Source organism: Mesobacillus subterraneus (assembly GCF_023715485.1).
Taxonomy (GTDB): Bacteria; Bacillota; Bacilli; order Bacillales; family Cytobacillaceae; genus Mesobacillus; species Mesobacillus subterraneus_B.
On sequence record NZ_JAMBOF010000006.1, the window covers coordinates 185,703 to 205,710 of the forward strand.

The following is a 20,008-nucleotide window of genomic DNA, read 5'->3' on the forward strand; positions in this document are numbered from 1 at the left end:
ACTCGAATGATAATACGTGTTGAAGGAGGTAATGGGTATGGATTTCTTTCTCCCATCAGGAAATTCGAGTAAAGGGAATGCCTCTAATGAAGGAGATTTAAAATGGTGGCAATTATCCCTGATAGGGGTAGGCTGTACAATTGGTACCGGATTTTTTCTTGGTTCGGCCATTGGAATTAAAATTACTGGCCCATCTATCGTATTTTCATTTATTTTGGCGGCAATAGGAACCTATATTGTATATAACTTACTGGCTAAAATGACCGCTGAGGACCCTCATGAAGGATCATTCTGTTATTATGCCAATAAAGCCTATGGCCAGTGGGCTGGATTCAGCTGCGGATGGAATTATTGGAGCTCCAATATCTTGATCATGGGCAGCCAATTAACAGCCCTTTCAATTTTATCGCAATTCTGGTTTCCGGACGTCCCTTTGTGGGTTTTCGCTTCTGGCTATGCAGTCTTGTCCATTGGTGTTGTCCTCACGGGAAATAAGGGGTTTGATAAGGTAGAGGATTTGTTGGCGATCATTAAAACGGCAGCAATTATAATGTTCATTATCATCGCTGTTGCAGCTTTCTTAGGCTGGTTCAACTTGGATGCAAGAGAACCCTTGATCCCCAATTCCTCACAAAAATTATTCCCTGAGGGTTTTAAAGGCTTTTGGTCTTCATTGATTTATGCCTTTTATGCATATGGAGGAATTGAAGTAATCGGTCTGATGGCCACCAGGCTTAAGAAGAAAAAGGATGCCCCAAAAGCCGGCATAATCATGTTAATCTTACTGGTTATTACTTATGTTCTTGCTCTGGGACTTGCTGTGCTGATGGCTGCACATGGATCCTTCCATGAGAAAGAGAGTCCCTTTGTAACGGCTCTTGGTGAATACGATTTAGCTTTCTTCCCACATGTATTTAACGGAGCGATTATCGTGGCAGGGTTCTCTACCATGACGGCATCATTGTTTGGCGTTACGACTTTGCTGGTCACACTAGCTAACGATGGAGATGCACCAAAGGTCTTTTCTAAAAAACTTAAGAAATGGAAGCAGCTGCCTTTGCCGTCTCTGGGTTTAGCGGTAGTAGGCCTGATTGCTTCGATTGTAACAGCCTTGCTGCTGCCAGGAAAAATTTATGAATACATTACAACTGCAGCAGGTATCCTCATTTTGTTCAACTGGGCTTTTATCATCATATCCTCGCTTAAGATCCTTGAAATGAAAGCCTGGGGAAAATTGGCTGCTTTCACCGGTATAGCATTGATTCTCGCAGCTGTTAGCGGAACACTGATGGAGAAAAGCATCAGAATGGGGTTCTTCGTGAGCATAGTTGTGGTCTTTATCATCGGTATTATTGCGGCAGTCTTACAAAAAAAGGTATGGAATAAGAGAAGTTGAACAAAGTAATGGATTAACCGGTCTCTTTAAAACAAATTTCATAAAGGAGATTCAAATATGAAGCATCTTAGAGCAATTGCTACAAAATTCGTTGTAAGCCTCGTTGTTCTATATGTCATTCTTGGAGTAATGTATGACATGTCATTTACGAACGTATTTTGGATTTCTCTGGTCCTTGGACTAGCTTCTTATGTAATAGGAGACTTGTTCCTTCTGCCGAAAACCAATAACACGATTGCCACAATGGCAGACTTTGGACTGGCATTCATGGTCATCTGGCTATTGGGGGAGAGCCTGACATACGGGGAAAGTTTATTGTTACCTTCACTTATTGCAGCAGCAGGAGTAGCGGTTTTTGAATATTTTTTCCACAAGTATATGGCAGACAGAGTATTGGAAGACGAAGATAGAAGACATCAACCTCATACAAATTATCGTTACCAAACAGAGGCTGCTGAAGAGCTTTACCCCGTCAAACCTGATGTAAGAAGCGACGACCCAGAAAAAGAATAACCAAAAAGAGCTGCCCTCGGCAGCTCTTTTCAATTTACTAACTTGGACGGCAGGAATACTCATTCTTTTATATATACAGTATTCGACTTTGCAGCGAATTTAAGTTCATAGAGTTCAAAAACGATTCCATAAATGAAGGACGTTAAAAACATAGAAGCAAACATGTCCAAGATGTAATGCTGTTTTACAAAGAGGGTAGAAATAATGATCATCGAACCCATTACTGATACAAAGACTGAATGAAAAATATGTTTATTGCGGATATTGATGTTTCCGAGAATGATTGCAAACGTCGTTAAAACATGGATGCTCGGAAATGCATTAAAAGGCTGGTCATGGCTATAAATCATCCCTACCAGGTCGACCAGAAATCCATCTCCAACGAGTTTAGGCCGAGGAACTGTCGTTTGAAAATAAAAGTAAATCACAAAACAAACTAATTCGCCAACGACTATTACACTCAATGTTTTTAGATATACACTAATATCCTTATACCAGAAATATATCAGATAACCCAGGATGAACGCATACCAAACTATATACGGCACAATAAAAATCGGCAGGAAAGGAATCATTGTGTCCAGATTGGTTGAGAGGATAACTGGATTACGAGGATTGGTATTTAAAATCTTATATATTAATCCTAAAACTGGCATCACCAGTAAAAATAATAAATAAGGCGTTTCTTTCAATTTAGCGTTCATAATTTGTCCCCTTTAACTTAATTGGTCCTGATGTATAAATACCACAAAACATCATTAATAATCACAAAGAAGATAATAATACTTTTCAGAAATATTATAGTTAAAAAAAACAACTCCAATTATATAGACGTTCAGAACTTCATGATGGTTCCAACGCCCTAATAAAAATTGTTTAAAATAACTCCCTTTTAAGGACAATCTCTCTCATTGGGAGCATTGCATATTAAATTGGAAAGCACCAGGATAGGCTACAAAATTTCAGGGATTATTTATGTTGGCCGAATAAGAAGGTTATGTGGATTAAATAAAAGAAAATAATCAAGGGGAAGCAAAATAGTAGAAAGAACAAAAAGCGCAAGCGCCTCGTTCAGCCCCGACAAGCGCTGGAGGGCCGACCGGTGAAGTCGTTCTTTGACTTCATTGGGCGGACCGAAGCGACTCGAGGGGCTAGGCGCTGGAGCTGGATTAAGAAGACTACATATAGTTATCCACAACTAAATAATTTTATAATTTCCTAAAGAATAAAAAAAACCTTGATAAGTCAAGGCTTTTAAAAGCGTCCCAGAGAGGATTCGAACCTCCGACCTACAGTTTAGGAAACTGTTGCTCTATCCTACTGAGCTACTGAGACAAGGATATAATTTTAACGACTCAATTATTATATGATGAAACTCGAGATATTTCAAGATGAATTTTAATGGAATTTTTAAAAGCATTCATAAAGCTAAATTTTCAGCTTAATGAATGCTTTTAAATTAAGGGTATTTATCCATGTAATACTGCTTACCAGGCTTACACCATGAATATCTCCTAGCTTCGTAAAATCCAGAATTAGGTGTGATAGCAACAAATTCAAAAAGAGTCTATATTAATGATGTTTTCTGTGAAATAGTCCCATGACTTCCAATGTTTCCGTTATGTTCACGAAAGCATCGGGATCGATTTCTTCGATCAATGTTTTCACTTCTGTAAGTTCGTAGCGGGATATTACCGTTATGATTACATTACTTTTTTCGTTTGAATAGCCGCCCACAGAATCAATGACAGTGACGCCTCGATAGACATTCTTCAGCAGGTGCTGTTTTACTTCCTCACCTTTTCTTGTGATGATCATCAATGTGAGTTTGACATGGTGGGTGTGAACTTTATCTATTACTTTGCCTAGAGCATAAATGGAGACAAGTGTGTTCAGTGCTGCATCCCAGCTAAACAAAAAACCAGATAGTAATATAACAATCGAATTCATTGCAAACAGCAAAGTCCCCATCGGGAAATCCTTCCGTCTTGTAAGCAGCATACCAATAATATCAAATCCGCCGGAGGAACCTGAGGAACGAAAAATGATTCCAATACCCAGGCCGGCTATCGCACCGCCAAAGATGGAAGAGAGAATAGGGCTTTTGGCAAGAGGCACAACTGGAATTATATAGAGTGTCAACGAAATGGTAATTACAGACAGAATCGTGTACAGGATGAATTTCCGTCCCAATTTAAAATATCCAAGGACCAATAATGGGAAGTTTAAAATAAAATTGAATACTCCCGTGTTAATAGAAGTGAGCATTGAGAAAATAATTGAAAGGCCGCTGATTCCACTGCTCATGATTTCGTGCGGAATTAAAAACAGATTAAATGCAAATGAAACGATCGTGGATCCAATGATGATTCCTGTGGTTTTCACATATGACGCCTCCAAAAAACATGTTCGTTAGAAATATTATATAGATGAAAAGAAAGAAGTAAATTTAATAGTTTATTTAAAATTAATTAAGAATTTAAATTTGAGGTTCCTAATTAATATTGTTAGACATTTGACCCTGAAAAAATCCTATCAGATTGGAGAGAATAGGAGGGAAAGTTAAAACAGAACTTCTGGAGGTGACCAAACAATGGAAAATGATTCAATCAGAGACCTGGTAACGGTACTGGATGAAAAGGGAAATCAACGGCAGTATGAAGTGGAAGCGTTGTTTGAGATGAATGGGGAAACCTTTGCAATGCTGAGGGATCAAGAGGGAACAGTATTGATGCGGGTGGAAGATCAGGATGGACAACAATTTTTAGTGGGCCTAAATAATGAAATGGATAAATCAAATTTGCTAAATGCTTATCAGATTGCTGTTGATGCTGCACCTGCAGAAGAGTAATCCAAGTCGTCCAATAATGGACGGCATATTTCAATTTTTAAAAGGGAATTTCATCTCAATAAAGAATAGAATAATTAGATCGATTTAAAATCACGGAGGGCTTATGGAATTCCCTAAATTAGAAACAGAAAGGCTTATACTTAGAGAAATTACCGAGGAGGATGCGGATGAATTATTCAACAATTTTTCTAATCAGGAAGTGATGAAATATTACGGATCCAATCCGATGGAAAATAAAGAGGAAGCTGTAGGTTTGATTAATGGATTCACGATTAATTTCAGACAAAAAAGAGGAATTAGGTGGGGAATCCAATTAAAGGGCAAAAAGAATTTAATTGGCACTGTAGGTTTTCATGCTTGGTCACCAAAAAATAATAGAGCTGAAATTGGTTACGAGCTTAACCCTGAATTCTGGAACCAAGGGTTTGCCAAAGAGGCTATCAGTAAGGCAATGGAATATGGATTTCAGGAAATGCAACTGAAGAGAATTGGCGCGGTGGTATTCCTTGAAAATAATTCTTCAGAAGAATTACTGTTAAAACTCGGTTTTATCAAAGAGGGGATATTGAGAAGTTATATCGTACAAAACTGCATATCATATGACACAAATATTTATTCAATTATTAAATAAATGCCAGGTTTTAAGTTTGGCTGTGAAAGCAACAAATTTTACGAAAAGAGCCGAAATAAAACCGAAAAGGAAAGAGACAGACTCTTTCCTTTTTTCTTTAAGCTGGGTTAATTTACTGGTGATTTCCGCTTTGGTGAGGCCGCAGGAGTCGACTGATCACATCTCCAATCACAAGGTGCTAGAAATCAACAATTTCCTATAACACAGCCTTTCTTTAATGAATATTCCTCTTCTTAAATCTTCCGCCGCGGACTTCTGCTATATTACCAACAGCCAGGAACGCTGATTCATCCAGCTCTTCAACTATGGATTTCAATTTCGCTTCCTCAAGACGAGTGATGACACAAAAAATGACTTTTTTATCATCTCCCGTATAGGCCCCTTCACCAGTCAGGTATGTAACCCCACGGCCAAGACGTGCCATGATTGCTTCCCCAATTTCTTTATGCCGGTCACTGATGATCCATGCGGCCTTTGATTCATCAAGACCGGCAATTACAACATCTATTGTTTTGAAGGCGATAAAATAAGCAAGGATAGAATACATGGCGCGATCCCAGCCAAAGACAAATCCAGCAGTACCAAAAATAAAAATATTAAAAAACATGATTACTTCACCGACAGAGAATGGCAGCTTCCTATTAGCCAGAATAGCCAATATTTCCGTCCCGTCCAGAGAACCGCCATACCGGATGACAATTCCTACTCCAGCCCCAAGAACGATGCCGCCGAAAACAGTTGCCAGCAACAGATCCTCTGTAAAAACAGGAACATTATGCAGGAAAGTAGTGGTCAATGATAATACAGTGATCCCCAATAGGGTTGATAAGGCAAAGGTTTTTCCGATTTGTTTATAACCGATGAAAAAGAAAGGGATATTTAAGATAAAGATGAATAGTCCAAGGCGAAATCCTGTTATATGAGAAAGGATTATTGAAATACCAACAATACCACCGTCCAGTATTTTGTTAGGAACGAGGAATTCCTCAATTCCAACACCCATCAATACAGCACCAAATATTATAAAAAAAATTCTTTTTGCCAGTTTTGTTTTAGAAATTCCCTTATGCTGATATTGGACAAGGGCTTCCGCAGGAATGTTGTTCATTTTTTCCCCCTAAACTAAAAAAATAAGATGTTTCAAATTCTTTACATAACAACTTAATTTTAGCATATTTTCGTACTCATAACCGAAATTAGCACTGAGATTATTTACTTTTCCAGTGTTGATTGCTAATAAAATGGGTACAAAAAAGAGAAGTTAATTAGGTAGATTGCTTTTAATTATAGAAAAGGTGTTGTTGACTATTGAATTTAACCTTAGCGATCGGGCTATTTTTACTGGTGCTGTTTCTTATTGGCATCATCGGAATCAAATTAATTAAAATACCCGATATATTATTATATATTTTACTCGGGCTCATTTTATCCAAGTTTATTGAGGAATCAAAGGTGATAGAGGTCGCAGGGGAAATAGGTCTGGTATTATTATTTTTCCTTCTTGGCATGAAGTTTTCCGTCAAGCGACTGATTACCAAGAGCGGGAAGGTATGGAAGGGTGGGTTGCTTGATGCATTCCTGGGGGTTGTCGTCACTGCAGGAATTAGTTATCTCTTTGGCCTGGATTGGGTATCTTCGTTAATAGTCGGGGGAATTGTTTATGCAACTAGTTCCTCTATTACTGCTAAACTGCTCGAGGATAAAAACAGGACGGAGAACAAGGAATCCGATTTCATCTTGCTTATACTTATTTTTGAAGACTTGATTGCTCCAATTCTTGTAACGGTTTTGATCGGTCTTACGGGTGAAGGGTTTACCTTTACAGACTTCTTAGTCATTTTACTTAAAATCGCACTTCTTGCAGGAGTAGCCATTTTCTTTGCAAAAGTAATCTTTAAAAAAGCTGAACCCATTTTGAAGGAAATAAACCAAGATGATATATTTATTGTTTTGATAGCAGGTATCGCGCTTACTTACGGAGGTATTGCCATCCTGCTGGGATTGTCAGAGGTCATCGGTGCATTTCTGGCAGGTATGATGCTATCAGAACTGACAATCAAGGATAAGGTCGAAAAAGTTGCTTTGCCTGTACGGAATATCTTCCTGCCATTTTTTTTCTTGAATTTCGGACTTCATATCGAGTTGACAAGTGAAATACCGTACGCAGGATTATTAATTGTACTTGTCATTTGGTCGCTGATTCACAAGTTAATAGTAGGATATTTCGGTGGTCAATGGTATGGTCTTTCAAGAAGCCACTCATTGAAGGCTGGCTTGTCCCTGACACAAAGGGGAGAGTTTTCGGTCATTATCGCTGCGCTGGCCACAGGAGAATTAAAGATGTTTGCCAGCATCTATATATTAGTCATTGCCTTCATTGGTACAATCCTATTCCAGTTGGCGCCGAGGCTGAATAAAAGGATAGTGGAAAAAGTAAAAGAAAAAACGAGTTAAAATAGAGCCAAAAAAGCATCAAAGGATGGAGATCCTTTGATGCTTTTTTGATATCTAACTATTGTTTTTCATGCTAAAACAGCAGAAATATTTATTCCGAAATTCCCTTAACCCGGCCGACTTGGCCATCTTCGAGCCTTACCTTGATTCCATGTGGATGTGAACTTGATTTTGTAAGGATGTCTTTAACAATTCCGGACGTAAGCTTGCCGCTTCTTTGGTCCGCTTTTAGTACAATATTCACTTTTAGCCCGGGTCTGATATCATTGCGGTTCTGGCCGTTCATTATACACCCATTTTCCGGCGTTGATTGCTTACTTTTTTCGTTTGCTGGCTCTTCATTTTCTTTGTCTGGTCCAGTTGATTAGAAACGCCTTTACCGCTTGCTGCATTCTTTTTCTTATTTTCAAGCTGCTGCTTAATTGCTTCCTGCAGGCTCATTTTCTTTTTAGGTTCTTCGTTATTGTTAACCATGAGTGTCCTCCTGAACTAATTTTTGGTACATACAGTATAATCCTTTTTAAATAAAAAGGGAATTATGTCTTTAACGAAATGCTCTATTAAACTAGTTTGTTGATTTTCGTTCCAGGCACTTCGCTTTCCGCGGGGCTGGCGATGAGCCTCCTCGTCGCTTCGCTCCTGCGGGGTCTCATCTGACCAGCTAAGCCCGCAGGACATTGATTGAGCTTCCTCGAACCTGCCCACGCACGATGGAAATGCGTTAGCATTTTCGGAGGAGTCTACGCGCCTTCCACTACAATCAACAGGTCTTTAAAACAACAATGGGCTTTAACAGGGCCTAACGAAAAAAATCAGGATTTTATTCTTCCATTATTTGCATTATTATAGATTATACAATTAGGCTCTTTTTATTAGTGTAACTTATTTTTAGGCTCTGTTAAACAAGGCTGTTGATTTTCGTTCCAGGCGCTTCGCTTTCCGCGGGGCTGGCGCTGAGCCTCCTCGTCGCTTCGCTCCTGCGGGGTCTCACCTGACCAGCTAAGCCCGCAGGACATTGATTGAGCTTCCTCGAACCTGCCCACGCACGATGGAAATGCGTTAGCATTTTCGGAGGAGTCTTCGCGCCTTCCACTACAATCAACAGGTATTAAAAACAGCAATGGGATTTAACAGAGCCTATTTTTAATAGAAAACTGTGTTAAATTATACAATTGCGCTCCGGTCACTCGCTTTCCGCGAGGATTCCGATGATCACCTGTTAACCGAAAGATGGCAACAAATGCTAAACAGCTTTTTATCATATACAATTCATATAGAAAAAAGGGAATGGGGGACGCATTTAGCTTGAAAAAAACTGCTATTGTTATCTTTTTTATTTTGTTATTTGCAGGAGGTTTTTACGTTTACCATCAGGAACAAAAGGAAAGGTATAACGGGATGACCTTCATACCCGAACACTCAGAAGATGTTCCCCTCTATAAAGGCTTAAAGCCTAAAAGTACGGAATACACCATTGACGGCGATTCTTGGCAGGATATACTGAGTTTTTATAAAAGAGTGCTCCCTGAGCATGGATGGAAAGAGATCTATGTTCAATCTTCTCCTGATTCTACGGAGGATGGTGCCGGTTTCATGTCTGCCTGGCAAAAAGAAGGGCAGGAATGGGAATTAACAATTAATGCATCGTATTTTCACAGTAACAATCAAACCGAGGTTGTTTTTGATAAGAGAGAAAAAATATCGGCGACAAACTGGATTGAGAACGAACCTGTAGAAATCTGTATCAATGAACAGCCTGATCGAAGTGATGATTGTTTTAAAATGACAGATAAACCAACAATAAGCAAGATTGTTGAACTTGTAAATGGCGCAAGTGACTGGAATAGAGAACGTACTCTTTATAGTGGAATAAGTACGATTGATTTTGGATCAGTAAGTGTAGAAGTTTATTATGAAATGGATAAAGGAATCTATTTCGTTTCCGAAAAAGGTACGAAATGGATGAAACCTGAACAAGAGTTTTTTGAGTTATCAAGAATATCAAAGGAATATTAAATAGAGTGGTAGGTGAAGGAGCATTTACTGAAGCACAAATCCTATTGCGATTCCTTTCACAAAGCTAAAATGAGGATTATCTACCTAGGACAACCAGAGTGTTTTTCATAGAGAGTCTTTAATCCTGCACCTTGAGACAAGATATTTCTTCTGTAAAAGTGTATTCTAGTATTAAAACGGTATTACTACGGAAAATCTGATTAAACTAGAATGATTTTAGAGAAGAAAAGGGAAGTGACCTCGGTGAACTCAATTTCAGCGGTAGCAAATGATCTTCAGAAAAATTCCGAATCGATCGCGAACGAAATAGTCGAAAAAATAATTGAAAAAATCGGGATGGAAATACCACAGCCTGAAATAGACCAGGCAGTTGTTGTTTATACAGAGTACTTAGGATACTTAGGTGACGCTATCAAAAGTTTTGATGAAACAACTCCTGATGCCTTGCTGGAATGGAGCAGGGCGAACGGGGAACGGGAAGCGGCAAAAGGAGGCAGGGTCTCGGATATTATTCTCCGCTATCCTCCGACGAGGCTTGTATTTATAGATAAAATGGCTGACATCTGTATAGAGCACAAGCTAAAAATAGAGGATTTGCTCTGGATCAATAAACGAATCAACAATATGCTCGACATCAGCATAAATGAAACTGTTTTTGCATTTGAAAGACAGAATGCCAAGCTGATGAAGGAAGTCCAAGATGAAGTGGATAATTTGTCGGCACCAGTAGTCCCAGTTCAGGAAAATGTTGCAGTACTGCCTCTGGTGGGAAAAATGGATCATGACAGAGCCACATTGATCATGGAACGCGCTGTCCCATTAGTAGCTAAACAGAAAATCCAATGCCTGATCATTGATTTCTCGGGAATAGTAACTATTGACGCCACGATTGCCAAGCATATTTTTGATATACACAATGTATTGAGATTGTTGGGCGTGGATTCGATTGCTACTGGCATGAGGCCTGAACTGGCTCAGGCAGCAGTAGAGGGTGGAGTAGATTTCTCCAGCATTAACACGTTCTCAACAGTAAAACAGGCAATTGAAAGTATTAATAATAATTTTTAAGAAGAGAAGGAGGTACGTTTTGGATCATAGCAGACCAGAAATCAAACTAATTGCGCTCGATATGGATGGGACACTCTTAAATGAGCATCATGAAGTGTCTGATGAAAACAGGGAAGCCATCAAGGAGGCCGAGAAAAAAGGCGTCCATGTTGTATTAAGTACAGGTCGCAGCCTGAAAACAGCGAGAGATTATGTCATTTCGCTTCAACTATCTTCTTATCTTGTCACTGTAAATGGGAGTGAAATATGGGGCCCTAACGGCGAGTTGGTCGACAGAAATCTTGTATCGTCAGAGGAAATTCAATGGATGTATGATTTATCCGTAAAACACAAGGCCAAATTCTGGGCTATCAGCAGCGAGGAAAATTGGAACAATAATATGCCTGAGGATATCCTTTCATTAGAATGGCTGAAGTTCGGCTTCCATATTGAAGAGGACGAAATACGGGATAAAGTGCTAAACGAGTTAAAGGATAAGGGAATATTTGAAATCAGCAATTCAAGCCTTAAAAATATTGAAGTCAACGCTATGGGAATCAATAAAGCCAGGGGCTTGGAAAAGGTTTGCAGCCTGCTTGGAATTACTTTGGACAATGTGATGGCTGTAGGAGATAGCTTGAACGATATAGCTATGATTACCGAGGCCGGGCTCGGGGTTGCAATGGGAAATGCACAAGAACTCGTCAAGGAAGCCGCTGACGACATCACCGGAAAAAATACCGAGAGCGGTGTCGCCCAGGCTATCAGGAAATGGGTTCTCTCATAATCTCAAGGAAGCAGATTCAAACTGCTTCCTCATTTTATTTATGATTTAGGTTTTCAGGAAACGAATTCCTGTTCATTAAACTAATATTCTTAACTTATCCTAATGTCCGACTGCCTTCACCGTGATGCAAAACCGTTGTCTTAAAACCCTTAGCATGAATATCTGCAAGCCTGGCATTTTTTACTGCTACGTCTACAGCTGCTCCGCCATTAACTGCCTCCGCATACATATTCTCAACTGCAACATTTTCTATCTCTTTGCCAATATGAATTGCTTTTGGAGCTGAATGCCTCACAGTTATATTGCGGATTTTGACATTGTCCGCATGGTTGCTGCCACCAAACACTTTTAGATCATTGCCGGCACTTGTAAAACCACTGACATGAACATTCTTTAAAATAACATTCCTTGAACGATATTGAATCGCAATAACAGGCTCGCCTCCATAATCGTAAGACGGATCACCAATAACGGTAAAATGATTCACAGCGACATTTTTATAAGCTGAAACGACCATCGCACGAGGCGATGAATTGGCATATAAATCTGTATGGATCGGGTTGACTGAAACTAAATTGGCTGCTCTGATATTAATTGCCGTTTTGGATTCCGGATCATTTTCTTTGTGATGGCCAATATGCCTGAAATTATAGGAACGGTTATCATTTACTGAAATATGGCCAATGATGACAATATTATTAGCGGCAGATGATGTATGGTGGGCTTTGATTTCTACTCCCCCAAAACATCTTGCAGACGAATTATTCAAAAGCCATACATTGCGGGAACCATCATCAATTTCAATTCCATTGGAATTTGAAAATCCTTTTTTATGCGCTCTGCCGCTCGGGTCGCTCATATGGCAATTCGAGATGAAGATATTGTCACTATGGTGGGTGGTGATGCCATCATCTCCAAAACCATAACCAGAAAGCTTGTCCATCCAGATAAATTCACTCCCTCCCCGCGCACGATAACCATCGCCATAATAATTATAGAGAGGAGATGAAATATCGAAGCAATGCAAACCTGGATTAACACCTTCCACATCCTTAACCCATCCATATTTCACGTTGGCATACAACAGGCAGCTAGAATGATTCCCCCATGTACTTGTCTTATCAACGTTTCCAAGACGTTCAACATTCCAGTCAAGCGTCATTCCTTTTACATATATATTTCTGTTACCTGTCCGATGATTTCGATTTGTAACGAGCCTGTTGCCTTTCGGTGCTAAATTATGGAGCTTAATGATTGTTTTTCCTTTTCCGGCACCTGCTAGTATAGTCCAGGAAGGGAGTTTGATTCCTTTAGTAACAAAAACACCTTCCGGAATATACACCTTCACTCGTCCATTGCCAAGGGCGATTCTGAAAGCTTCAGTACAATCAGTAATACCATCGCCAACAGCACCATAATCCTCGATGTGAACCTCGCGATCTATTTCTTTCACTAAGCGATTGTATTCTTCATTTAACAATTCCATCCATTCGGGATATACATTCCCGTTCTGGTCGGCTATTGTTTCATAGTGTTCAGCTTCATCAAACGCAGATTTCGTCTGGACTATCTTTCTTAATGTAGCCCTGAAATTTGTTAACCAAGAATATATAGCTGTAGTTTTTCTTGCTATAAAAGGAGAGTAGTCCTTGCTAGCTTCTAGAAATAATGCATTTGTGTCCTTTACTAATTCTTCTATATCTAAACTTTTTCCAGTAATATCAAAGATAATTTGGGAATTCTTTTTAGGATCATGATTTCTATCCAAATGGATCATATTTATCCCACCTTTTTAAAAATGCTGCTTGAATATTATTTCCCGCTCTGGGGGATGATAACCATTTTTCGGGCCAATTTGAATAAAGCATGCTGGGTAGCTAAAAAAGCTGTCTACGCGGTTTCATTTAAAGTTTCCTTCAATATCAGTTATGATGATATTGGTTTCAATTACCTCTTAAAGGTAATTATAGACTAGAATGATTCTCTTGAGAGAGTAGGGTGTTTTAAATGATTACACTAGGTCCGCGTGTCTTAAAAACCGGACTCGCCGTGGTGCTTGCCCTTTACATAACGAAGTGGCTTGGATTGAATCCTCCCGTTTTTGCAGCGATAGCAGCTACATTTACAATCCAGCCGTCGATTTACCGTTCCTGGAAACAAGTGCTGGAGCAGTTTCAGGCGAATACTCTTGGAGCAATCATTGCAGTAAGTTCCATTTACCTTTTTGGGAACAACCCCATTGTCATCGGCCTTGTCATGGTCATAGTCATTATCGTAAGTTTGAAACTTAAAATGGAAGGTTCGATTTCATTAACATTAATTACCGTTTTGATAATGATGAGTTCGCATGAATTCGAGGGAATTGTTGCAGCAGGAAATAAATTTTTAATCGTCCTTGTTGGCATGGGATCAGCCTTTTTCATAAATCTTGTCATTTCGCCGCCAAATTTCAATAAAAATTTCATCGAAAAAATGAACTCCAGCTTCAGGAATATGTCATTGCTGATCAGGACAGCAATTTCAAATGAATTGACGGAAAAAACATTCCAGGATCAATGGAGCGATCTTAAGAAAGACGTTTCTAAATTAGAGGAGCTTTATAAAATCCTCGACGAAGAACGGGAAAAAATTTCAAAGCTGAAGCCGCTTGACGTGAGGGAAATAGTTGTTTTCAAACAAATGCTTTCCTGCCTGCAGCAGGGCTTAAAGCTGCTGGATATCATTGAAGATCACTTTTTCCAAAGCCGGCCAGACGAGCAGGAAACCAAGGAATTCGATCAACAGCTTGAGGAATTGATCAACTATCATGAAATGATCCTGCTTAAATATGCTGGGAAAATCAAAGAAATAGACAACGAGGATTTAATTGGAGAGAGTGCCCATTTCCTCGAATCAATCATTAATGATATTACCTTCGAACGGGAACATAAGCTGCGCATAATCATCATCGGCTCAGGAATTTATGATTACGCACTACAGCTCGAAAGGCTGGATGAATTAATCGATCAGTACCAAAAGAAAAAGCAGCCCATTCAAAAAGCACAATTAAAGGATATTTTAAAAAATCCTAAGTCATTTCTAAAAAGATGAAATGGAGAAGGCCGGTACTGGCCTTCTTTTTCATGTTTAGAAGAACGGAGAGCAAAAGGGTTAAGAAAGTCAATTTATTTTCAGTACTCACAGGCGCCAATCTTTTTGGTTAAGAACCAGAAAAATTTAATTAGACTAAACAACATCAACATCTTTTAAACTTTCATTTGCATTTATCTGTAAGTTTTGTAAAATTATATAGAATATTGTCAAAAGGAAGGTTTCTAACTGGCAAAATAAGGTCTAAGAACCTATAAAACTCTTCTATGCCAATTTATTAATTTTCTTTATAATCATCTTAATTGTGCCTAAGGAGACCGGAAACCAAATGACAGAACAAACATTAGCTCAGAAGGACCTTATTCATAAAAACGAGAATAAATACTTCTGGATCGTATTAAGTATAAGTATTGTGTCTTATATCCTTTTTGCTTTAAGCGTAGTTGGTATTTTGATTATTGCTGCGTTTTTAACTGTGTCACTATTGCTTCACGCTTTGATGATTGGACATATACGCCTTAATGGTGTGAAAATTGGAGCAAATCAATTTCCGCTGATCCATAATACAGTCGAAGATCTCTGCGCAAAAATGGAAATCAAGCAGATTCCTGACATTTACGTCATGCAGTCAGGAGGGGTACTAAACGCGTTTGCAACCCGTTTCTTTGGAAGGAACATGGTAGTAATTTACTCTGAAATTTTCGACCTTGTGGAACAGAATGCAGAAGATGAAGTCCATTTTGTACTTGCACATGAACTTGCCCATATCAAACGTAATCACTTAGGGAAGATGTTGTTCATTTTACCGTCTATGTGGATACCAGGTATCGCGGAAATGTATTTGCGTGCTTGTGAGTACACATGTGACCGCTATGCAGCTTACTATACGGGGAATTACGCTGCTGCAAAAAACAGTCTTACGATGCTGTCCATTGGCAAAACATTATATAGAAAAGTGAACAGGGCTGCATATCTTGACCAAATCAATAATGAAAAGGGATTCTTCGTCTGGTTAGCGGAAATTTTGTCCACACACCCGCCACTCCCTAAAAGAATTAACGAAATCAGCGCCTTTTTTGGTGAAGAGGACCAGGTTTTTATCAAGTATACCAAATCAAAAGGACCGATTGTTTTTGCTGTAATTTCTCTCATGCTTATTGTTTTTGTATGGGCAGGAAGCTATTACGCTATAAATATCTTTAACTCCTCTTTCTTCGCAGAAGAGGAATACATGGATGAGGATGAAACAGAGGTTTCTCCATTAACAGAAGCCGTTCTCTCACGAAACATGAAGAAGGTTGAAAGCCTGATCAATGATGGAGAAGAGATCCATACAGTCGATTATAATGGCTATACGCCTTTGGATTGGGCCATCAAGGATGGAAATGAACAAATGGTGAAGTTACTCATAGATTTAAAAGCAGATCCAAACTTTGAGTCCGATTATGGAATGACTCCATACATGACGGCCGCTGAAACGGGAAATACCGCGATGATAAGAATGCTCCATAAGGCAGGCGGGAAACCAAACTACCAGGAAGCAAGCGCAGGATATACTGCGTTGACCTACTCTGTGTTCAGCGGAGAAATCGAAGCGGTGAAACTGCTTCTCGAGTTAGGTGCTGACCGCAATAAGAAAGACTATTCGGGTATGACTGCAAGAATGCACGCCCTGCAATCAGGCGAGCAGGAAATTGCAGATTTATTAAAATAAATAAGAACAACCAGGAGGAAAAACGAATGAACAGACCAGCAGGATTTTGGGTAAGACTTGGTGCAGCAATTTTAGATGGATTGATTATTGGGGTACCGTTAGCAATTATCAGTTACTTAGTAACAGGAAGTGCAGAGGATAATATTTTCACTTCTACACTTAATTTCTTATACACCCTTCTCGTACCTGTTGTTTGGGCAGGCTATACGGTGGGCAAGAAAATTGTGGGAGTCAGGATTGCAAAAGTCAACGGAGAGAAACTCGGTTTCGGAACGATGTTTATGCGTACGATAGTTGGTGGACTTGTATATCTTTTAACTTTAGGAATTGGTGTTATCGTCAGTGCATTCATGGTGGGTCTACGGCAGGATAAAAGGGCGATTCACGATTTTATCGCTGGAACATATGTGACATATGAAAAGCCAAATGAAGTAAGCTATGAACAAAAAGTGATGTAATGTTTTAGAACGCCTGGGAATCCCAGGCGTTTTTATATGGGAAAAATCGGTGATTCATTTCCTCTCGATATGATATATTCTAAATAGATTGGAGGATCCTAATGAATTTTTTTAAAAATAAAATAGTCATTTCCATATTAATTTTGGTCGCTTTCACCTTTTTTAACAACACTACACTCTTTACAACAACGAATACCAAACCACGATTGCTTGCACACAGGGGAGTGGCGCAGACATTCAACATGGAAGGAGTCACTGGTGAATCTTGTACAGCAGAACGCATTCACAAGCCTGAACATAATTATCTGGAAAATACCATTCCGTCAATGGATGCTGCTTTTACAGCAGGTGCAGATATCGTCGAATTCGATGTGCATCCGACCACTGATGGTGAGTTTGTCGTTTTCCATGACTGGACACTCGAATGCCGTACAAACGGTAAAGGGGTTACAAGGGAACACAGCCTGTCCGAATTGAAAGCCCTGGATGTCGGTTATGGATACACAGCTGATGATGGCAAAACATACCCTTTTCGCGTTAAAGGTGTAGGGATGATGCCGACTCTGGGGGAAGTTTTGACAAACTTTAATGGTAAAGAACTTCTCATCCATGTTAAGAGCAATGATCCCACAGAAGGCAGGAAGCTCGGAAAGTACCTAAAAAGTTACCCCATAGAAACTGTGAAACATATTTCCGTATATGGAGGAGATGAGCCTATAGCCGCTCTGCAAAAGGAAATCCCGGAATTGCGCACAATGTCAAAGGAAACGATGAAAAGCTGTTTATTGCCATACATAGCGGTTGGCTGGACCGGCTACGTACCTGAAGCCTGTAAGTATACCCAGCTGCATATACCTGAAAAAATCGGTCCATGGCTTTGGGGGTGGCCGGAAAAATTCGTTCAACGGATGGAGAAAAACGATTCAAGAACAATTATCGTTGGCGGAAACGGCAGCGGATTTTCGGAGGGTTTTGATTCACAAGATGACCTGAAGCGGCTCCCTGAAGATTTTTCCGGATTCATATGGACTAATAAAATCGAAAAAATGGCTCCGGCTGTAACAAATCCTTAGTAAAGATAATGAGAAATGAAACAAGGGGTGACTGAATGGGACCGATACTGTTAGGCGTTTTAGCGGCTTTCTTTTTTGCCTTTACTTTTGTTTTGAACCAATCGATGGAGTTATCAGGCGGAAGCTGGATTTGGAGCGCTTCACTAAGGTACATTTTCATGGTGCCATTCCTGCTGGCAATAGTCGCGGCGAGGAAGAACTTAAGCCAATTAATCCAGGTAATAAAAACGAACCCCTTACCATGGATGCTCTGGAGTTTTGTGGGCTTTGTTTTATTTTATGCACCATTAACCTACTCTGCTGCTTATTCACCAGGCTGGCTGATCGCAGGTACCTGGCAGGTTACGATTATATCGGGTGCCTTGCTGACACCGTTATTTCACGAAAAGATCCAGACACCATACGGATTGATTAATGTCCGCGCTAAAATCCCGTACAAAGGTGTTGGGATGTCCCTGATCATTCTGTTAGGGATTATCCTGATGCAAGTGGAGCATGCAAGGCATATCCCACTCGAAAAGGTATTCCTGGGGGTATTGCCAGTAATGATAGCTTCATTTGCTTATCCATTGGGAAACAGGAAAATGATGGACGTCTGCGAGGGAAGATTGGATGCTTACCAGCGTGTCCTGGGAATGACACTGGCAAGTTTGCCATTTTGGATCCTTCTTTCGTTATACGGTTTATATACTGTGGGACCGCCGACGATGAACCAAAGCTATCAATCTCTTTTAGTAGCTATAAGTTCTGGCGTGATTGCTACCGTACTATTTTTTAAAGCAACTGATCTTGTTAGGGGAAACATGCAAAAACTAGCTGCGGTAGAAGCAACTCAGTCAATAGAGGTGCTTTTTGCGTTAGCTGGTGAATTCATTATTTTATCAATGGCTTTGCCTGCATTAATGTCATGGGTTGGCATTTCCATCGTGATGGCAGGCATGGCACTCCATAGCTATTCATCCCACAGCACCAAGGAAGATCATATCAAAGGTCAAAAAACTGCATAAGTGAATCCAATTGGCCGCTAATAATTTTAGGGAGGTGACTTCTTGATGGTTTTAACGAATGTAAAGCTTACAAGACAAATGGAAAAAGCATTCATGCTTGCAGAACAAGAGTGCCTTAAGGAAAATATTCATTGTTTATATCCAATGCACTTATTGATCGGCTGTTTGGATGAACCTTCCTTTCCTGTAAAAGAAGCCTATGAAAAAAGCGGGATTGATATTGATTTGATTAGAGAATCAATCATTGATGAAGCTCGGGATTTTTCATTAGCAATCTGCGAACCTTTTAAAATTCCGTTAAGCCAAGGAACCATACAGGTCATCGACCAAGCAATAAAAAATATGGTCAACTACAATCAAATTTTTCTTAATGAGGGGCATGTACTGAAGGCAATCATCACTACTGGGCATGCAGATGGACTTTTATCAGAGGAGCAAAAACAAGCTCTCATTACCTTCTCGGTTGTTTCAAGGGATATGTTGCTGAATCTCACTGACTACGTGTCTCCTGAAACTAGCTACAAAAATATAAGGAAAGCAACCAAAACTGATGAAGAAGCATTAAGAAGGTTTATTGACGAAGAATTTTCCGGTCGCTGGAATGAATCGATTAAAAAAGGATTATCAGCAGATGAGCCCCCGATTTTCGTCGCTTTGGATTCTACAGGCAATATAGTTGGCTTTGCAGCGTTCAATGTTACAAAAGGCAATGGATATTTTGGTCCAATGGGTGTCTCTATTAGAAAAAGAAATGAAGGGATTGGTGAATCGCTGCTTCATCAAACTCTGGATAAAATGAAACTCCTGGGTTACAAAGAAATAATTATTGGCGAGGCAGGGCCGATTGAGTTTTATGAAAGAGCATGCGCTGCTAAAGTTATTCCTGTTGATTGATATAGTGAAACTGAAAGGCCATATTAATGGTCTTTTTTTCATAGCTTCTGTCTCGATAATATTTCCTATATATTACA

Annotated in this window: 20 protein-coding genes and 1 tRNA gene; 14 read left to right on the forward strand and 7 right to left on the reverse strand. The window is 39.6% G+C overall.

Annotation, left to right across the window (positions count from 1 at the left end; translation table 11 throughout):
• Positions 1–37 precede the first annotated feature (37 nt).
• Positions 38–1,396, forward strand: coding sequence for an amino acid permease (locus tag M3204_RS10795; protein WP_251481297.1), 1,359 nt, complete (start codon positions 38–40; stop codon positions 1,394–1,396).
• Between the two features lie 57 nt (positions 1,397–1,453).
• A complete protein-coding gene (locus M3204_RS10800; protein WP_251481298.1) occupies positions 1,454–1,909 on the forward strand; it encodes a YndM family protein in 456 nt (151 codons plus the stop codon).
• A 59-nt stretch (positions 1,910–1,968) separates the two neighbouring features.
• Here M3204_RS10800 and M3204_RS10805 read toward each other — a convergent pair whose 3' ends face one another.
• The 3 genes from M3204_RS10805 to M3204_RS10815 form a co-directional block, all read right to left on the reverse strand.
• Positions 1,969–2,613, reverse strand: coding sequence for a phosphatase PAP2 family protein (locus tag M3204_RS10805; protein WP_251481300.1), 645 nt, complete (start codon positions 2,611–2,613; stop codon positions 1,969–1,971).
• A 557-nt stretch (positions 2,614–3,170) separates the two neighbouring features.
• Positions 3,171–3,244: transfer RNA gene (locus M3204_RS10810), tRNA-Arg, on the reverse strand.
• 237 nt (positions 3,245–3,481) lie between these two features.
• Entirely contained in the window at positions 3,482–4,294 is an 813-nt protein-coding gene (locus M3204_RS10815) for a YitT family protein (RefSeq protein ID WP_251481302.1), read from the reverse strand.
• A 208-nt stretch (positions 4,295–4,502) separates the two neighbouring features.
• On the opposite strand from M3204_RS10815, the gene M3204_RS10820 reads away from it, so the two are divergent.
• Positions 4,503–4,760: a DUF1292 domain-containing protein gene (locus tag M3204_RS10820; RefSeq protein WP_251481304.1), complete on the forward strand. Its 258-nt coding sequence runs from the start codon at positions 4,503–4,505 to the stop codon at positions 4,758–4,760.
• Between the two features lie 103 nt (positions 4,761–4,863).
• Entirely contained in the window at positions 4,864–5,391 is a 528-nt protein-coding gene (locus tag M3204_RS10825; RefSeq protein ID WP_251481305.1) for a GNAT family N-acetyltransferase, read from the forward strand.
• Positions 5,392–5,605: 214 nt separating this feature from the next.
• Here M3204_RS10825 and M3204_RS10830 read toward each other — a convergent pair whose 3' ends face one another.
• The gene (locus M3204_RS10830; RefSeq protein WP_251481307.1) at positions 5,606–6,499 is read right to left on the reverse strand and encodes a YitT family protein; all 894 of its coding nucleotides are present in this window, start codon (positions 6,497–6,499) and stop codon (positions 5,606–5,608) included.
• A gap of 200 nt (positions 6,500–6,699) precedes the next feature.
• On the opposite strand from M3204_RS10830, the gene M3204_RS10835 reads away from it, so the two are divergent.
• Positions 6,700–7,845, forward strand: a complete 1,146-nt coding sequence (locus tag M3204_RS10835; RefSeq protein WP_251481309.1) for a cation:proton antiporter — start codon at positions 6,700–6,702, stop codon at positions 7,843–7,845.
• A gap of 91 nt (positions 7,846–7,936) precedes the next feature.
• Here the strand turns inward: M3204_RS10835 and M3204_RS10840 are convergent, their stop codons facing one another.
• Positions 7,937–8,131 carry a YwbE family protein gene (locus tag M3204_RS10840; protein ID WP_251481311.1) on the reverse strand — a complete coding sequence of 65 codons (195 nt, stop codon included), beginning with the start codon at positions 8,129–8,131 and terminating at the stop codon, positions 7,937–7,939.
• On the reverse strand, positions 8,131–8,319 hold the full coding sequence (locus M3204_RS10845) for a hypothetical protein (RefSeq protein WP_251481313.1): 189 nt from the start codon (positions 8,317–8,319) through the stop codon (positions 8,131–8,133). Before M3204_RS10845 ends, M3204_RS10840 begins: the two co-directional genes overlap by 1 nt.
• An 831-nt stretch (positions 8,320–9,150) precedes the next feature.
• Here M3204_RS10845 and M3204_RS10850 point away from each other — a divergent pair.
• The 3 genes from M3204_RS10850 (at position 9,151) to M3204_RS10860 (ending at position 11,695) form a co-directional block, all read left to right on the forward strand.
• Positions 9,151–9,861, forward strand: coding sequence for a hypothetical protein (locus M3204_RS10850; RefSeq protein ID WP_251481315.1), 711 nt, complete (start codon positions 9,151–9,153; stop codon positions 9,859–9,861).
• 243 nt (positions 9,862–10,104) lie between these two features.
• On the forward strand, positions 10,105–10,929 hold the full coding sequence (locus M3204_RS23855) for an STAS domain-containing protein (RefSeq protein ID WP_251481317.1): 825 nt from the start codon (positions 10,105–10,107) through the stop codon (positions 10,927–10,929).
• Between the two features lie 19 nt (positions 10,930–10,948).
• Positions 10,949–11,695, forward strand: coding sequence for a Cof-type HAD-IIB family hydrolase (locus M3204_RS10860; RefSeq protein ID WP_285856806.1), 747 nt, complete (start codon positions 10,949–10,951; stop codon positions 11,693–11,695).
• A 94-nt stretch (positions 11,696–11,789) separates the two neighbouring features.
• Here the strand turns inward: M3204_RS10860 and M3204_RS10865 are convergent, their stop codons facing one another.
• Entirely contained in the window at positions 11,790–13,472 is a 1,683-nt protein-coding gene (locus M3204_RS10865; protein WP_285856807.1) for a glycosyl hydrolase family 28-related protein, read from the reverse strand.
• Between the two features lie 230 nt (positions 13,473–13,702).
• On the opposite strand from M3204_RS10865, the gene M3204_RS10870 reads away from it, so the two are divergent.
• The 6 genes from M3204_RS10870 to M3204_RS10895 all read left to right on the forward strand — a co-directional run bounded on the left by M3204_RS10870 (position 13,703) and on the right by M3204_RS10895 (position 19,931).
• Entirely contained in the window at positions 13,703–14,785 is a 1,083-nt protein-coding gene (locus M3204_RS10870; protein ID WP_251481319.1) for an FUSC family protein, read from the forward strand.
• Between the two features lie 328 nt (positions 14,786–15,113).
• Positions 15,114–16,499, forward strand: a complete 1,386-nt coding sequence (locus M3204_RS10875) for a M48 family metallopeptidase (RefSeq protein WP_251481321.1) — start codon at positions 15,114–15,116, stop codon at positions 16,497–16,499.
• 26 nt (positions 16,500–16,525) lie between these two features.
• The gene (locus tag M3204_RS10880; RefSeq protein WP_251481322.1) at positions 16,526–16,957 is read left to right on the forward strand and encodes an RDD family protein; all 432 of its coding nucleotides are present in this window, start codon (positions 16,526–16,528) and stop codon (positions 16,955–16,957) included.
• Between the two features lie 101 nt (positions 16,958–17,058).
• Entirely contained in the window at positions 17,059–18,030 is a 972-nt protein-coding gene (locus M3204_RS10885) for a glycerophosphodiester phosphodiesterase family protein (RefSeq protein ID WP_251481324.1), read from the forward strand.
• A 35-nt stretch (positions 18,031–18,065) separates the two neighbouring features.
• Positions 18,066–19,037, forward strand: a complete 972-nt coding sequence (locus M3204_RS10890) for a DMT family transporter (RefSeq protein WP_251481326.1) — start codon at positions 18,066–18,068, stop codon at positions 19,035–19,037.
• A gap of 45 nt (positions 19,038–19,082) precedes the next feature.
• Positions 19,083–19,931: a GNAT family N-acetyltransferase gene (locus tag M3204_RS10895; protein ID WP_251481618.1), complete on the forward strand. Its 849-nt coding sequence runs from the start codon at positions 19,083–19,085 to the stop codon at positions 19,929–19,931.
• Positions 19,932–20,008 lie beyond the last annotated feature (77 nt).

Excerpts from the sequence above, each read along its gene's own strand:
- M3204_RS10795 (WP_251481297.1), top strand. The coding sequence starts at position 38 with ATGGATTTCTTTCTCCCATCAGGAAATTCGAGTAAAGGGAATGCCTCT.
- M3204_RS10800 (WP_251481298.1), top strand. The coding sequence starts at position 1,454 with ATGAAGCATCTTAGAGCAATTGCTACAAAATTCGTTGTAAGCCTCGTT.
- M3204_RS10805 (WP_251481300.1), bottom strand. The coding sequence starts at position 2,613 with ATGAACGCTAAATTGAAAGAAACGCCTTATTTATTATTTTTACTGGTG.
- M3204_RS10820 (WP_251481304.1), top strand. The coding sequence starts at position 4,503 with ATGGAAAATGATTCAATCAGAGACCTGGTAACGGTACTGGATGAAAAG.
- M3204_RS10825 (WP_251481305.1), top strand. The coding sequence starts at position 4,864 with ATGGAATTCCCTAAATTAGAAACAGAAAGGCTTATACTTAGAGAAATT.
- M3204_RS10830 (WP_251481307.1), bottom strand. The coding sequence starts at position 6,499 with ATGAACAACATTCCTGCGGAAGCCCTTGTCCAATATCAGCATAAGGGA.
- M3204_RS10840 (WP_251481311.1), bottom strand. The coding sequence starts at position 8,131 with ATGAACGGCCAGAACCGCAATGATATCAGACCCGGGCTAAAAGTGAAT.
- M3204_RS10845 (WP_251481313.1), bottom strand. The coding sequence starts at position 8,319 with ATGGTTAACAATAACGAAGAACCTAAAAAGAAAATGAGCCTGCAGGAA.
- M3204_RS10865 (WP_285856807.1), bottom strand. The coding sequence starts at position 13,472 with ATGATCCATTTGGATAGAAATCATGATCCTAAAAAGAATTCCCAAATT.
- M3204_RS10870 (WP_251481319.1), top strand. The coding sequence starts at position 13,703 with ATGATTACACTAGGTCCGCGTGTCTTAAAAACCGGACTCGCCGTGGTG.
- M3204_RS10875 (WP_251481321.1), top strand. The coding sequence starts at position 15,114 with ATGACAGAACAAACATTAGCTCAGAAGGACCTTATTCATAAAAACGAG.
- M3204_RS10880 (WP_251481322.1), top strand. The coding sequence starts at position 16,526 with ATGAACAGACCAGCAGGATTTTGGGTAAGACTTGGTGCAGCAATTTTA.
- M3204_RS10885 (WP_251481324.1), top strand. The coding sequence starts at position 17,059 with ATGAATTTTTTTAAAAATAAAATAGTCATTTCCATATTAATTTTGGTC.
- M3204_RS10890 (WP_251481326.1), top strand. The coding sequence starts at position 18,066 with ATGGGACCGATACTGTTAGGCGTTTTAGCGGCTTTCTTTTTTGCCTTT.
- M3204_RS10895 (WP_251481618.1), top strand. The coding sequence starts at position 19,083 with ATGGTTTTAACGAATGTAAAGCTTACAAGACAAATGGAAAAAGCATTC.